We start from the raw sequence: 13,776 nt of genomic DNA on the forward strand, positions 1-13,776 counted from the left end.
GTTACCCGAGGGTTTTGATGGTGGAGCTAAGCGGGATCGAACCGCTGACCTCTACAATGCCATTGTAGCGCTCTCCCAGCTGAGCTATAGCCCCGTTTTTCGTTAGCAGCCGTCTGGGTGACTGCGTCGGTGGAGCGGGTTTATAAGGGGTTACCCCTGATCCGACAAGAGAAAAATGCACTCTGATGTCATTTTTTTTGCACCCGTCGCAAACGCCCTGCATTCATGCGGCTCTCAGGGACATTCCGCCACGGAATCAAGGGCTCAGAACCGACCTGACGTCACAGAAAAGAAAAAGGGCCACCCCTAGACGGAGCAGCCCTTTTACCGATCCGGCCTGAGCGGACGGCAGAACAGAGATTTACTCGTCCTGCTCGCCCGGCTCGAGGTGATCAATCACCTCGGCCATATCATCATCATCCTCGCCGAGATCAGATGCGTCTTCCATCAGCGCATCCTCATCCTCGTCACCGATGATGTCCTCTTCAATTTCTTCGTCCTCGACCGGCGCCGCCACAACAGTCTTCTTGGCAGCGTCGTTACGGGACCCCTTGCCGCCACGACGAACCTTCGGCGCGGCGTCCTTCTCGTTTTCCGCACCACACTTGGGGCAGACGATCGGGTCTTTGTTCAGATCATAGAAGCGAGCCCCGCAGGCAGAGCAGACGCGCTTGGTTCCCCATTCCGGTTTAGCCACCCGAAAACCTCCGAGTATCGTGACTTGGTCCTGAGAGGCGCATTTGCCATCGTTTCCCGCGCCTGTCAAAAGCAAAAATCATCATCCGGCCTGTTATCTCACCCTGCAGGTCCCGATCCGGGGGATCCGGCGGGCGGAAGGCCTTCACTTTCCGCCCGTTGTTCCGCAACGGCACCTACCCTTGTCGGCACCGATATGGTATCCAGCCAGTACACGTCTCACCCCTTTTTCCCCGGAAAAGTTCACATGAGTCATCCTGCTTCCGCCACTGCCAAAGCCCTGTGGTCGAAGGCCTGCCCGCCCCTGTCCGGCGACGTCCGTGTCCCCGGCGACAAATCCGTCTCTCACCGCGCCCTGATGTTCGGGGCGCTGGCGATTGGCGAAACGGTGGTCGAGGGCCTTCTGGAAGGCGAGGACGTGCTGCGCACCGCAGCCGCCATGAAACAGCTTGGCGCCACCGTGGAGCGCCGCGACGACGGCACCTGGGTCCTGCACGGGCGCGGGGTCGGCGGCCTGACCGAACCCGCCGATGTGCTGGATATGGGCAATGCGGGCACCGGTGCCCGCCTGCTGATGGGCCTGCTGGCCAGCCATCCGTTTACGGCGGTGCTGACCGGCGATGCTTCGCTGCGCAGCCGCCCCATGGCCCGCGTCACCACGCCGCTGGCCCAGATGGGGGCAACCTTCACCGGGCGGACCGGCGGGCGTCTGCCGATGGCCGTAACCGGCACCGAGACCCCGGTCCCGATCAGCTACACCCTGCCGGTCGCCTCGGCGCAGGTGAAAAGCGCCATCCTGCTGGCCGGTCTGAATACGCCCGGCGAAACCACAGTGATTGAGCCGGAGCCGACCCGGGATCATACCGAACTGATGCTGCGGGCCTTTGGGGCCGACGTGCGGGTCGAAGACCGTGCTGACGGCAGCCGGGTCGTCACCCTGACCGGGCAGCCGGAACTAACCGGACGCCACATCGTGGTGCCATCAGATCCGTCTTCCGCCGCCTTCCCGGTGGCTGCAGCCCTGATTGTGCCGGGCAGCCACATCACCGTCCGCGGCGTTGGCATGAACCCGCTGCGCACCGGACTGTTCACCACCCTGCAGGAGATGGGGGCCGACCTGACCGTCACCAACGAACGGACCGAGGGCGGTGAGCCTGTCGCCGATCTGGTGGTGAAGCATGGCCCGCTGAAGGGTGTCTCCGTCCCGGCGGACCGCGCCCCCAGCATGATCGACGAATACCCGATCCTGTCTGTGGTTGCCGCCTTCGCCACCGGCGAAACCCGGATGAACGGGCTGGCTGAACTGCGGGTGAAGGAAAGCGACCGCCTCAGCCTGATGGCCAACGGTCTGGCAGCCTGCGGCGTGACCGTGCGGGTGGATGGTGACGACCTGATTGTCACCGGGACCGGGGCCGCACCGAAAGGGGGCCAGAAGATCGCCGTCAATCTTGATCACCGGATCGGCATGAGCTTTCTGGTTCTGGGCATGGCAGCGCAGAACGCGGTGGGGATTGATGACGAATCCGCCATCGGCACCAGCTTCCCCGGGTTCTCGGCCCTGATGACCGGGCTCGGGGCACAGTTTGACGGGACGGAGGGCTGATTCATGACCTCGACGGTGATCGCCATCGACGGGCCCGCCGCCGCCGGAAAAGGCACGCTGGCCCGGCGACTGGCTGACCATTTCGGCTATGCTTACCTCGATACCGGCTCCATCTATCGGGCAGTCGGCCTGAAAGTGCTGCGGGCCGGACAGAACCCGCACGATGCCGCCGCTGCGGAACAGGCGGCGCGGGATCTGACCCCGGACGAACTGTTCGCCCTGCAGAAAGACCCGGATCTGCGCAGCGAGGCGGGTGGGCAGGCGGCCTCTAAGGTCGCTGCCATTCCCGGTGTGCGGACTGCCCTGCTGGCGTTTCAGCGTCAGTTTGCCGCGACGCCACCGGGCGGCTGCCCCGGCGCGGTGCTGGATGGCCGGGATATTGGCACCGTGGTTTGCCCCGATGCCACCCACAAGCTGTTCGTCACCGCCAGCGTGGAAGAACGCGCCCGCCGCCGTGTGGCGGAGTTGCGCGCCAAAGGAATTGAGAGTATAGAGTCTGCTGTTCTTGCGGACATGAAGGAACGGGACGCGCGGGACTCCCAGCGGGATGTTGCGCCGTTGCGACCGGCAGAAGACGCTCTTGAGCTTGATACGTCTGCCTTGGATGCCGACGCCGCGTTTGCGGCGGTGCTCGCTTATCTTCAGCGGAAAGATGTCCCCCGGTAAAAAATCGGGCGGGACTCTTCCGCCTGTTTGCTTTGAATGACGCCCTCCTCATCCCCCGGGGATCAGCAGGGCCCGATCACACTGTGCCGCACCAGACAGGGCGGAAGACCGCCGGATCCAACCGGCAGGCCGGAAAGACTGAAAACTTTGAAAGGAATTTAACACTCATGGTTACCGCCGCTGATTTCAGCTTCGAGGATCTCCTCAACGAAGCCTTTGCCCAGGAATACACCATTGAAGGCAGCGTGGTGCGTGGCACCATCCTGCGTATCGATGGCGACTTCGCCCTGGTCGATGTCGGCCTCAAGTCCGAAGGCCGTATTTCTACCCGTGAATTCTCCCGTCATGGCGATAACACCGAGCTGAAGGCCGGTGACCAGATCGACGTGTTCGTCGAGCGCTATGAAGACAAGGACGGCCTGATCGTCCTGTCCCGTGACAAGGCCCGCCGCGAGGAAGCCTGGAACGACCTGGAAAAGAGCTTCAACGACGCCCAGCGCGTCGACGGCGTGATCTTCGGTCGCGTCAAGGGCGGCTTCACCGTCGATCTGTCCGGTGCCGTGGCGTTCCTGCCGGGCTCGCAGGTTGATATCCGTCCGGTCCGTGACATCGGCCCGCTGATGGGTCAGTCCCAGACCTTCCAGATCCTGAAGATGGACCGCGCCCGCGGCAACATCGTGGTGTCCCGTCGTGCCGTGCTGGAAGAAAGCCGCGCCGAAGAACGCGCCAAGCTGATGTCCGGCCTGAAGGAAGGCATGATCCTCGACGGCGTCGTCAAGAACATCACCGACTACGGTGCGTTCGTTGATCTGGGCGGCGTTGACGGCCTGCTGCACGTCACCGACATCTCCTGGAAGCGTGTCAACCACCCGTCCGAAGCGCTGACCATCGGTCAGACCGTCAAGGTGCAGGTGATCCGCTTCAATGCTGAAACCCAGCGTATCTCGCTCGGCATGAAGCAGCTGGAAGCTGACCCGTGGGATGGCGTTGCCGCCAAATACCCGCAGGGCACCAAGTTCGTCGGCCGCGTGACCAACATCACCGACTACGGTGCGTTCGTCGAGCTGGAAGCCGGTGTCGAAGGTCTGGTCCACGTCTCCGAAATGAGCTGGACCAAGAAGAACATCCACCCGGGCAAGATCGTCTCCACCTCTCAGGAAGTGGAAGTGATGATCCTGGACGTCGATCAGGAAAAGCGTCGTATTTCGCTGGGCCTGAAGCAGTGCGCCGGCAACCCGTGGGAAACCTTCGCCGAACAGTTCCCGGCCGGGACCGAAGTCGAAGGCGAGATCAAGAACATCACCGAATTCGGTCTGTTCATCGGTCTGCCGGGCGACATCGACGGCATGGTGCACCTGTCCGACCTGTCCTGGTCCGAATCCGCCGAAGAAGCCGTCAAGGCCTACAGCCGTGGCGACGTCGTCAAGGCGAAGGTTCTGGACGTGGATATCGAGAAGGAACGTATCTCCCTCGGTATCAAGCAGCTGGGTGACGATCCGTTCGCCGCTGCCGCTTCGGGCATGAAGAAGGGCACCGTCGTGACCGCCGTGGTCACCGCTGTGCAGGATAACGGCATTGAAGTTGAAGTCGACGGCACCGTCTCCTTCATCCGCAAGTCCGACCTGTCCCGCGAGCGTAACGACCAGCGTCCGGAACGCTTCTCGGTGGGCGACAAGATCGACGCCAAGGTCGTGTCGATCGACAGCAAGACCCGCAAGATCGGCCTGTCGATCAAGGCTCGCGAAATCGAGGAAGAAAAGCAGGCGATGGCTGAGTACGGCACTGCCGACTCCGGTGCTTCGCTGGGCGACATCCTCGGCGCTGCCCTGAAGCAGGCTCAGGAAGCCAAGGGCGAATAAGCCTGACGGTCTTCCCGGTGGGATTTCCCGCCGGTTTGTGACAGAAGGTGCCCCCCGTCTCTGACGGGGGGCACTTTTCTTTGTCTAAAAACCTTTGAAACAAAGCACTTATACTTGACGGTCCGCCGTTGCTTTGGCACCCTTTGGGCTAAGTGTGTCGGGGTTAGCGTGGTGCCACCGGATCTGTGCTGAATCTCCGGGCCCCATACACAGTTGTGCTGAAGCGTTTTGACCTGTTTGCGACTGTTGTCTGTTTTTGACTGCTGCCCGTCTGACACGCTGACCGCCTGAACACTGCCCTGCCTGTCTGGGTCTCCCGTGCGGCTTCTGCTCCGTCCGTACCGGATTATCTGATGGCAGAGCACCTATATCCTGTCCTGTGTGGATGGTCCTGATGGCCCCCGGTGCCTTGTGCCCGGTTTAAATAAGGCCATGGCCCCATACGGCTTTAGCAGAACAGGCCCGTCCCCGGGACCCGTTGGCAGACATCCTGACCGGCCTGTTTTATCCGCAACCCCGTAACCTGCCTTCAGGGGGGATCGCTGAATGACAAAATCGGAACTGATTGCGCGTCTGGCTGAACGCAATCCGCATCTTTATCAGCGGGACATCGAACGGATCGTTTCGACTATTTTTGACGAAATCGCGTCTGCACTGGCCCGGGGTGACCGGGTGGAGCTGCGCGGCTTCGGCGCTTTCTCGGTCAAACGGCGGGAGGCCCGTCTTGGCCGTAATCCGCGCACCGGGGAATCCGTCGATGTGTCTGAAAAGGCTGTGCCGTATTTCAAGACCGGCAAGCAGCTGCGCGACATGCTCAACACCGATGATGAATAAGTCGCCGGTATGATCAGCCGCCTTCTGCGCCGCCTGTTGTTCTGGCTGATCGGGGTTCCCTTCGGCCTGGCCGTCACCCTGTTTGCCGTAGCAAACCGGCAACCGGTTGATGTTGGGCTGTGGCCGCTGCCATGGACCCTGCAACTCCCCCTGTATCTTCAGGTTCTTGGCGGGGTTGCCGTCGGTCTGCTTGCCGGGGTCAGCCTAAGCTGGATCGGCAGCGCCGGTCTGCGCGCCCGGGCACGGGCTTCCCGCCGCCGTGTACGGGAACTGGAGCGAGACGTGGCCCGGCTGCGCCTGCAACAGCAGACTGCCGCATCCGCCGAATCTGGGACAGACACCCCCTCCTCCCGGCTTCCGGCAGAACAGGCAACCCTGCTGCCGGGGATGATCTCCTGACCGGGGCCGCATCCTGCCCGGGGTCAGAGAGCGGATCAGGGCGTCACAGCCGTGCTGACCTCTTCCTTCAGCCATCCCAGCAAGGCCTGAATCGCCGGTGTCACCTCCTGCCCCTGCGGGCAGAGGAACCAGACGGCATTCAGATAAGGTGTCTGCAGACCTAAATGCCGGAACGGCTCCACCAGCCGTCCGGCAGCCAGATCGTCGGCAATCATCACACTGCGGCCCAGCGTGACACCCCGGCCATCAATAGCTGCCTGTACCGCCATACTGCTGTCGAGGAACGTCGGCCCGGCCCCGATAGCCCGCTGCGGCAAACCTGCAGCGGCAAGCCAGTCAGCCCAGGATACCCCTTCGTCACGGATGACCGGCACCCGGCGCAGATCCTCCGGCGTAGCCAGCTGGGCCGCCAATCCCGGGGCACAGACCGGCGTCAGATTTTCCCGTAGCAGCAGCTCCGCGAACAGACCGGGATAGGGCCCACGCCCCTGACGGATGGCGCAATGCACGGCCGTCGGCCCAATCCCCAGACGCATCACCTCATAGGTGGTATGAAGACGCAGTGTCAGCGCCGGATGGCGGTCAATAAACCGTCCCAGCCGGGGCATCAGCCATTTATGGGCCAGCGAAGGCGGCAACGACAGGGTCAGATCATGGTGGCTGGCCTCCGGACGCAACCGCACTGTCGCGTCCCGCACGATCTGCAGCGCCTCCCGCACACTACAGGCATATTCCTGCCCCGCGTCCGTCAGCCACAGCCGACGGTTCAGACGGCGGAACAGCGGAACCCCTAGCGCCTCTTCCAGCCCCTTCATCTGCTGGCTGACGGCAGCCTGCGTAATGTGCAGCTCCTCTGCCGCCCGGGTAAAGGACAGATGACGGGCAGCAACCTCAAAGGTTCTTAAGGCATTCAGTGGCGGCAGATCAGCCATGGACACAGTTCCCTATGGGAGGCCAGCATGGGTAGATCCCATATCCAGCATAAGTTTCCCTAATGATTTGCCCCATAATATGTGGTTTGTCAGAGCCCTGAGAAGCCCGGATAGTTTGCAGACCCAAAATACCGGTCAGGACACCCGTTTTATGTCTCAGGTCAGCTCTCCGGCGTCTTCTTCTGCCCCGACAGCCAGCGTCTCAGACTCCCGCAACCTTGGCCTCTATGCCGGGGTGGTTGCCATCTGGGGCACCAGCTGGATTGCCCTGAAGCTACAGGTCGGATCCGGGGTAGAGGTACTCCCTTCTGTCGCCTACCGCTTCGGTCTGGCCGCAGCCGTTCTGTTCGGATGGTGTCTGCTGCGCGGGCTGCCCTTACGGTTCAGCAGGGCCCAGCACCTGCGGATGGCTGCCCAAGGGGCCCTGATGTTCACATTCAATTACATTTTCTTTTATTACGCTGCCTTATACTTAACCAGCGGCCTGCTGGCCGTCGCCTCCTCCACGGTCATTCTGCTCAATCTGATTCTCGGTCTTCTGTTTCTTGGCCAAAGACTGGAGCCCCGCCTTGTCCTTGGTATCTGCCTTGGCCTGATCGGGGTTGGCGCTGTCTTCTGGCCAGAGATCAGCCATTTTTCGCTCTCCGACGCCGGAACCCGCGGCCTTCTGCTGTCGCTGGGCGGGACGGTTTGCGTTGCCCTTAGCATGACCCTGTCCGCACGCAACCAGAAAGCCGGACTGCCCGTGCTGCAAACCAATGCTTTTGCCATGACTTATGGCGCCATACTGACGGTGGCTCTGGCCATTATCAGCGGTACGCCGTTTTCTTTTGCACCGACAGTCGCCTATGTGGGGGGCCTGCTCTATCTGGCTCTGGTCGCCTCAATTCTGGCCTTTGGTGCTTATCTGACACTGGCCGGACGGATTGGCCCGACCCGGGCCTCCTATGCCTCCGTTCTCTATCCGATCATTGCGCTGGCTCTCTCGACCGTCTTTGAGGGGTATCACTGGGCGCCATCGGCCATACTGGGGCTTGGACTTGTTCTGATTGGCAACATTCTGGTTCTGTATCGCAAAACTCCGGCCCGCTGACATCGCTTCTCCCCCCCCCCCGCACACCACAAGGCCCGCACAGACTTTCCGGCCTCTTCCGTCCTGTTCCATGACAAATCTGCGTCTTTCCAAGAAACCCATCTATGGGGTATTATCAACTCTGGGAGATGGCATGCCCCAGTCTCAATGCGGCACAGAGCAGACAGAACCGGGCATCATCGGGCATAAAAGCTATCCGGGCAGGCGACATAGATCTTGGCAGGATCACAACGACGCACCTGAAACCGGAGGCAGGAACAGGAACCGTTCTGCGAAGTTCGCGGACGGACGGCATAAACGGGGGTGCTGCCATGAGCGACACTGGGACCAACGCAGGCGTTTCCCGCCCGCGGATGGAGCGTATGAAATCCGGCCTGAAGAACCGCCTGACGGTCCTGATCGGAATTCTGATGGTAACCGCCTGCATCGCCACCGGGGTCTCACTGGTCCTCGAAGCATCGGCATCCCTGCGTCAGAATGCCGCCCAGGCCGTTGCGGATGCCAGCAATCAGGAAGCCAGCCGGGTCAGCACCTTTGTCGACGGCGCCATGCAACGGGCCATTCAGCTGGCCAATTTCATCACCTTTCAGGCGGAGCTGGGCAGCATTGACCGGGCCCAGATCATGCACCACAGCCTGCGCGTTCTGGCCGATGAACCGGGCCTGTTCGCAACATGGATTCTGGCTCCCGTCGGCTCCCTCGATGACCGCGATGCGGAGTATGCCAGCAAGCCCGGCTATGATCTGGAAGGCGCCTTTGTCCCCTTCTACACCCGCAAGGATGGGGATGCCAAAGCGGCCTTTACAGAGCCGACCGCAACCAACGACTGGGACAGCGACTTTTACGCTATACCGGCCAAGTCAGGGCGGCGGGCCGTCATCGCCCCCTACGTGGACCCCTACGTCAATATCATGATGACCTCGGTGACGGCTCCGGTGAAACTCGGGGATCGCCCTCCGGTTGTTGTCGGCATTGATATCACCCTGTCCCAGATTCAGGAGCGTCTTGAGGCGGTCCGTATTTTTACATCTGGCCGGGCCTTCCTGCTCGACAGCGCAGGGACCTATATCAGCCATTGGGATCACGACCGGCTGGGCAAACCGGCAACCCCGGACCAGATGCCTGCAAGCATTCTGGAAGCCGCCAAAGCCGGGCAGAGCCTGAATCTGGCGTGGCCGGACGGATTCAGCGACACCATGTTTCAGGTGGTTCCGGTCCGCTTCTCCTTAAGCGGTGAAGCCTGGGCGATGGTGACTGAGGTTCCGCGAGCAGAAGCAGAAGCCAGCATTTTCGCCATGAAGCAGGCAGGGGTCATTACCGGCCTGATCGCTATCACTCTTGGCCTGATCGGGGCCTGGCTGCTGGCCGGTACCATTTCGCGCCCGATTGTCGCCGTGACCAAGGCCCTTGTTGCCCTTGCCAAGGGCGAAACCGATATTGCCCTGCCCGCACCGGGCAGCCGCGATGAAATCGGCCAGATGGCAGCAGCACTGGTTGGCCTCCGCTCTTCGGTCAGTGACGCCTTCCGGCTGAAGCAGATGGTGGAAACCCAGCCCAGCAGTGTGATGCTGTGCACCTCGCAGGGTGATATCGCCTATGTAAACACCGCTGCCGAAACGTTCCTGACCCCGTTAGAAGCCCATCTGGACTGCCCGGCCAGCGCCCTGACCGGCCAGTCTCTGGGGGCCTTCCGCGACATCGGCACCACCCTGAAAGAGATGGTCGCGGCCTCCACAGAGGCCCCGCAGCGCCAACGTCTGGCCATTGGCCCGGCCATGCTTGATCTTCATGCCAACGCCATCCGCTCTGACGCTGGCACCCTGATCGGGGTGATGGTCAACTGGTACGATGTGACCCGCAGCGTCTCGCTGGCGGACGAATTTGAAAGCAAAGTCCGCCATATCGCCAGCTCGGTGACGGAAGCGGCTGAACAGGTGCAGTCGGCGGCGGCGGCGATGACCGAAACCGCAGAGAATATGCGGTCGCGCAGTGCCGTGGTCGCCAGCACCGCAGAAGAAGCGGGCAGCAATGTCAGCGCTGTGGCGCAGGCCGGTGAACAGCTCAGCTCATCCATTGACGAAATCGCCCACAGCGTGGCACAGGCAGCCACCATGACCCAGCAGGCGGTGACAGAGGCCGGGCAGGCCCGGAGCACGATCCAAAGCCTGAACACAGCCGCCCGCAACATCGGCGAAGTGGTGGAGCTGATCACCAATATCGCCAATCAGACCAACCTGCTGGCCCTGAATGCCACAGTCGAGGCCGCCCGCGCCGGTGAGCTGGGCAAAGGCTTCGCAGTGGTCGCCAACGAAGTGAAGGCACTGGCCAGCCAGACCGCCAAAGCGACGGATGAAATCGCCCGCCAGATCAGCGATGTGCAAAAGGCGACCGGGCTGGTGGTGTCAGTGACAGAAGAGATCAGCTCGATCATCGGTCACATCGACCATATCAGCCAGACCATCGCCGCAGCGGTGGAGGAACAGGGAGTAACCACCCGCGAAATCAGCCGAAACGTGAAGGAAGCCGCCTCCGGCACCCGGATCGTCAGTGCCAATATCGCCGATGTTGCCCGCGATGCCGGGGAAACCGCCCTGTCAGCCGATGCCGTCCATGGGACATCGACAATCCTGCGACGGGAAGCCAGAGAACTGGACCGCGCGGTGGAGACCTTCCTCGGCCAGATGCGGGCACTGTAACAGCCCCCTCCTCCTGTGTAGATCACCCCCGGCGGATCTTTCCGCTGGGGGTGTTTTTTACAACTGGAAGCGCAGACGTCAGCGGGCCACCCGCACAGCAGCCAACGGCATGATGGTCTGCTGGGCAATCGCACACAAAGTCTGCTCCCCGGCACGCTCAGAAAAGACATCGACACGGGTGATGATCAGACTCCGACCGTTTTTGATCACGGTCCCCACCGCCACCAGCGCATCCCCTTCACCGGGAGCGATGATGTTCAGCTTATACTCGACCGTCAGCACCTCTACCCCTGCCGCAACCAGCGAGGCAGCGGCGAAGCCACCGGCGTTGTCTGCCAGAGTCCCGATCAGGCCTCCATGGAAGAATCCGTGCTGCTGACACAGGTCCGGGCGGAATGGCAAACGGATCCGACAGGAACCGGCCGGAGCCTCTTCCAGAACGGCCCCAATCAGAGACATGAATCCCTGCCGGGCAAAACTGGCCTCAACAGCCGTCTTCCAGTCAGGATTAGAAACGTCAAAACCAGCCATCAGACCCTCCCTATAGTCTTACCGTTTACGTTAACGGTAAGTGGGAATACCGGCAGGTTCAAACCCAAAAATACGCCCCGGACTCCGGCAGGCGGTAACAGGCAGAGGACATCAAAAACGCCGGCCCTTGCGGTCCGGCGTTTGTCACATACCGTTTCAGAAACGCTTTCGTTCAGGCAGCCTGTGCCTCGCTTGCCGCCAGCAGAGCGTACAGGGCATCGGCTGTCGTGGTCGCCCGCAGCTTCTCACACATTGTCCGGTCCCGCAGCAGGCGGGACACCCGTGCCAGTGCCTTCAGGTGATCCGCCCCAGCCGTTTCCGGAGCCATCAGCAGGAAAATCAGGTCGACCGGCTGCTCGTCAATCGCCTCGAAGTCAATGGGGCGCTCCAGACGCGCAAAAATGCCGAACAGACGCGGCAGGGCTGCCAGCTTGCCATGAGGAATGGCAATCCCGTTCCCGACACCGGTAGTCCCCAGACGTTCACGGTCCAGCAGAACATCAAAGACAGCCCGTTCATTCAGACCCGAAACCTGCGAGGCGTGCCGGGCCAGCTCCTGCAGAGCCTGCTTCTTCGACGTCGCTTTCAGATTCGGGATGACATTTTCTGGGCTGACGAGCGTGGTGATATCCATTCCAAGCCCTCTTTGGCTTCTTTTTTGGTCACCGGAACTCCGGGGACCGGTATTCATAAAAATACGGCGCCGCATTCCCTACTCAGGAAAAAGCGCCGGAAACAGACAAGGACCCTGTCAGCGGGTTTTCACCTTTCAGCGGCGGGCCCGGTGTTTCTCCACAGCTCACCCCGGGCAGGCCCCGTCACAAAGGGCCGGACCATACGGGGGAAGGGGATAGCGGTCAACCGGATACAGTCAGACCTGATTTAATTTTACCGCGTTTTCAGCAAACTCTTTACCGATTTTTCGCGCCGCCGCTGCACCGAGGACGGAATTTTCATCCCTTCCCGATACTTGGCCACCGTGCGGCGGGCGATATCAATCCCCTCCTTCCGCAGGATGTCGACCAGTGTGTCGTCTGACAGGACCGCTGACGGGCTTTCAGCATCAATCAAAGCTTTAATCCGGTAACGGACAGCCTCCGCCGAGTGGGCATTCCCCCCATCGGCAGCGTTAATCGCCTGCGTAAAGAAGTACTTCAGCTCAAACACCCCCCGGGGCGTTGAGATATATTTGTTACTGGTCACCCGGCTGACCGTACTTTCATGCAGATCCACCGCCTCGGCGATATCCCGCAGGATCAGCGGCCTCAGTCCACCGACACCGATTTCCAGAAAGCGGTTCTGCTGACGGATAATTTCGGTTGAAACCTTTAGAATCGTGTTCGCCCGCTGATCCAGCGCCTTGACCAGCCAGCTGGCTGTCTGGAACGTTTCCGTAATAAAGCTTTTATCTTCCCGCGAGGCAGCCTTGCTGACCCGGGCATAATAGCGGTTGTTCAGCAGAACACGGGGCAGTGTGTCGGGATTGAGCTCAATAATCCACGCACCATCCAGACTGTCATTGCCGGGCCCCGAGCGAACCAGCACATCGGGAACCACCGGCTCCGCCGCTCCGCCACCGAATCGGACCGCGGGTTTGGGATCCAGCGCCCGGATTTCAGCGATCATGTCCTGCAGATCTTCAGCATCAACCCGGCACAGACGCATCAACCCGGCATAATCGCGGCGGGCCAGCAGATCAAGATGATCAAGCATGCACTGCATTGCCGGATCCAACCGGTTCCGGTCCACAAGCTGAAGAGCCAGGCATTCTTTCAGAGACCGGGCAAACAGACCGGCGGGATCAAACCGCTGCACCCGGGCCAGAACGGCCTCAACATGCGCAATGGTGGTGCCCAGACCATCGGCAATTTCCGCCAGATCCGCAGCCAGCCAACCGGCATCGTCCAGCGAATCGATCAGGGCCATACCCACCATCCGGTCAGACGGTGCGCTGATATCCAGATCGAGCTGACTGACCAGATGATCCCGCAGGCTGACCGATTGACTCAGGGTTTCGTCAATGCTGCGCTCATCACCGCCGAAATCACTGCGCCCGCCGGACCCGGCACCATCCCAGCTGCCCAGACTGGTATCGGGGTCATACGATGGCCCCTCGTAAGGGCTGCCTTCGTCATAAGAATTATCAATGTCGATATCCAGCGGGGTTTCAGCCACACCACCGGCCCCGGCATCAACCACCACCCCTGCCTCAGCATCCCGGCGCTGTTCTGCAGGGACCCGGTCCTCGAAACTCTCAGCCGGGCGCTCATCACGCTCCAGCATCGGGTTACGTTCCAGTTCCTGTTCAACGAAGGCTGTCAGCTCCATATTAGACAGCTGCAACAGCTTAATGGCCTGCTGCAGCTGCGGTGTCATCACCAGCGTCTGCGCCTGCCGTAAATCAAGCCTAGGTTGCAGTGCCATATCTGTTCTCCCCCCGCTGCCTGTGAGCGATCACTGACAGCGG

Annotated in this window: 12 protein-coding genes and 1 tRNA gene; 7 read left to right on the forward strand and 6 right to left on the reverse strand. The window is 61.3% G+C overall.

The window, feature by feature from the left end:
* Positions 1-18 precede the first annotated feature (18 nt).
* A tRNA-Ala gene (locus G365_RS0114245) sits at positions 19-94 on the reverse strand.
* Between the two features lie 267 nt (positions 95-361).
* Positions 362-697, reverse strand: a complete 336-nt coding sequence (locus G365_RS0114250; protein WP_019646203.1) for a TIGR02300 family protein — start codon at positions 695-697, stop codon at positions 362-364.
* A 246-nt stretch (positions 698-943) separates the two neighbouring features.
* On the opposite strand from G365_RS0114250, the gene aroA reads away from it, so the two are divergent.
* The 5 genes from aroA to G365_RS21695 all read left to right on the forward strand — a co-directional run bounded on the left by aroA (position 944) and on the right by G365_RS21695 (position 6,057).
* Positions 944-2,299 carry a 3-phosphoshikimate 1-carboxyvinyltransferase gene (aroA, locus tag G365_RS0114255; RefSeq protein ID WP_019646204.1) on the forward strand — a complete coding sequence of 452 codons (1,356 nt, stop codon included), beginning with the start codon at positions 944-946 and terminating at the stop codon, positions 2,297-2,299.
* 3 nt (positions 2,300-2,302) lie between these two features.
* Complete coding sequence (gene cmk, locus G365_RS0114260) at positions 2,303-2,965, forward strand: (d)CMP kinase (protein ID WP_019646205.1); 663 nt, start codon at positions 2,303-2,305, stop codon at positions 2,963-2,965.
* 167 nt (positions 2,966-3,132) lie between these two features.
* On the forward strand, positions 3,133-4,824 hold the full coding sequence (rpsA, locus tag G365_RS0114265; protein ID WP_019646206.1) for a 30S ribosomal protein S1: 1,692 nt from the start codon (positions 3,133-3,135) through the stop codon (positions 4,822-4,824).
* A 546-nt stretch (positions 4,825-5,370) separates the two neighbouring features.
* Positions 5,371-5,658 carry an integration host factor subunit beta gene (gene ihfB / locus G365_RS0114270; RefSeq protein WP_019646207.1) on the forward strand — a complete coding sequence of 96 codons (288 nt, stop codon included), beginning with the start codon at positions 5,371-5,373 and terminating at the stop codon, positions 5,656-5,658.
* 9 nt (positions 5,659-5,667) lie between these two features.
* Entirely contained in the window at positions 5,668-6,057 is a 390-nt protein-coding gene (locus G365_RS21695) for a lipopolysaccharide assembly protein LapA domain-containing protein (RefSeq protein ID WP_019646208.1), read from the forward strand.
* 35 nt (positions 6,058-6,092) lie between these two features.
* Here G365_RS21695 and gcvA read toward each other — a convergent pair whose 3' ends face one another.
* On the reverse strand, positions 6,093-6,989 hold the full coding sequence (gcvA, locus tag G365_RS0114280) for a transcriptional regulator GcvA (protein WP_019646209.1): 897 nt from the start codon (positions 6,987-6,989) through the stop codon (positions 6,093-6,095).
* A gap of 151 nt (positions 6,990-7,140) precedes the next feature.
* On the opposite strand from gcvA, the gene G365_RS0114285 reads away from it, so the two are divergent.
* Together G365_RS0114285 and G365_RS23095 are read left to right on the forward strand one after the other, a co-directional pair.
* Complete coding sequence (locus tag G365_RS0114285) at positions 7,141-8,082, forward strand: DMT family transporter (RefSeq protein WP_019646210.1); 942 nt, start codon at positions 7,141-7,143, stop codon at positions 8,080-8,082.
* A gap of 311 nt (positions 8,083-8,393) precedes the next feature.
* On the forward strand, positions 8,394-10,778 hold the full coding sequence (locus G365_RS23095) for a methyl-accepting chemotaxis protein (RefSeq protein WP_019646211.1): 2,385 nt from the start codon (positions 8,394-8,396) through the stop codon (positions 10,776-10,778).
* Between the two features lie 78 nt (positions 10,779-10,856).
* On the opposite strand, the gene G365_RS0114295 is transcribed toward G365_RS23095, so the two are convergent.
* The 3 genes from G365_RS0114295 to rpoN all read right to left on the reverse strand — a co-directional run bounded on the left by G365_RS0114295 (position 10,857) and on the right by rpoN (position 13,733).
* A complete protein-coding gene (locus G365_RS0114295; RefSeq protein WP_019646212.1) occupies positions 10,857-11,309 on the reverse strand; it encodes a PaaI family thioesterase in 453 nt (150 codons plus the stop codon).
* Between the two features lie 172 nt (positions 11,310-11,481).
* A complete protein-coding gene (ptsN, locus tag G365_RS0114300) occupies positions 11,482-11,943 on the reverse strand; it encodes a PTS IIA-like nitrogen regulatory protein PtsN (RefSeq protein ID WP_019646213.1) in 462 nt (153 codons plus the stop codon).
* Between the two features lie 254 nt (positions 11,944-12,197).
* Positions 12,198-13,733, reverse strand: coding sequence for an RNA polymerase factor sigma-54 (gene rpoN, locus G365_RS0114305; protein ID WP_026345373.1), 1,536 nt, complete (start codon positions 13,731-13,733; stop codon positions 12,198-12,200).
* Between the last annotated feature and the right edge of the window lie 43 nt (positions 13,734-13,776).

The sequence above is a fragment of the Novispirillum itersonii subsp. itersonii ATCC 12639 genome (assembly GCF_000381985.1).
GTDB lineage: Bacteria > Pseudomonadota > Alphaproteobacteria > Rhodospirillales > Rhodospirillaceae > Novispirillum > Novispirillum itersonii.

What these genes read in the sequence shown, in the direction of transcription:
- G365_RS21695 (WP_019646208.1), top strand. Translation starts at nt 5,668, where the DNA reads ATGATCAGCCGCCTTCTGCGCCGCCTGTTGTTCTGGCTGATCGGGGTT.
- rpoN (WP_026345373.1), bottom strand. Translation starts at nt 13,733, where the DNA reads ATGGCACTGCAACCTAGGCTTGATTTACGGCAGGCGCAGACGCTGGTG.
- G365_RS0114285 (WP_019646210.1), top strand. Translation starts at nt 7,141, where the DNA reads ATGTCTCAGGTCAGCTCTCCGGCGTCTTCTTCTGCCCCGACAGCCAGC.
- G365_RS23095 (WP_019646211.1), top strand. Translation starts at nt 8,394, where the DNA reads ATGAGCGACACTGGGACCAACGCAGGCGTTTCCCGCCCGCGGATGGAG.
- aroA (WP_019646204.1), top strand. Translation starts at nt 944, where the DNA reads ATGAGTCATCCTGCTTCCGCCACTGCCAAAGCCCTGTGGTCGAAGGCC.
- G365_RS0114295 (WP_019646212.1), bottom strand. Translation starts at nt 11,309, where the DNA reads ATGGCTGGTTTTGACGTTTCTAATCCTGACTGGAAGACGGCTGTTGAG.
- ihfB (WP_019646207.1), top strand. Translation starts at nt 5,371, where the DNA reads ATGACAAAATCGGAACTGATTGCGCGTCTGGCTGAACGCAATCCGCAT.
- gcvA (WP_019646209.1), bottom strand. Translation starts at nt 6,989, where the DNA reads ATGGCTGATCTGCCGCCACTGAATGCCTTAAGAACCTTTGAGGTTGCT.
- rpsA (WP_019646206.1), top strand. Translation starts at nt 3,133, where the DNA reads ATGGTTACCGCCGCTGATTTCAGCTTCGAGGATCTCCTCAACGAAGCC.
- cmk (WP_019646205.1), top strand. Translation starts at nt 2,303, where the DNA reads ATGACCTCGACGGTGATCGCCATCGACGGGCCCGCCGCCGCCGGAAAA.
- ptsN (WP_019646213.1), bottom strand. Translation starts at nt 11,943, where the DNA reads ATGGATATCACCACGCTCGTCAGCCCAGAAAATGTCATCCCGAATCTG.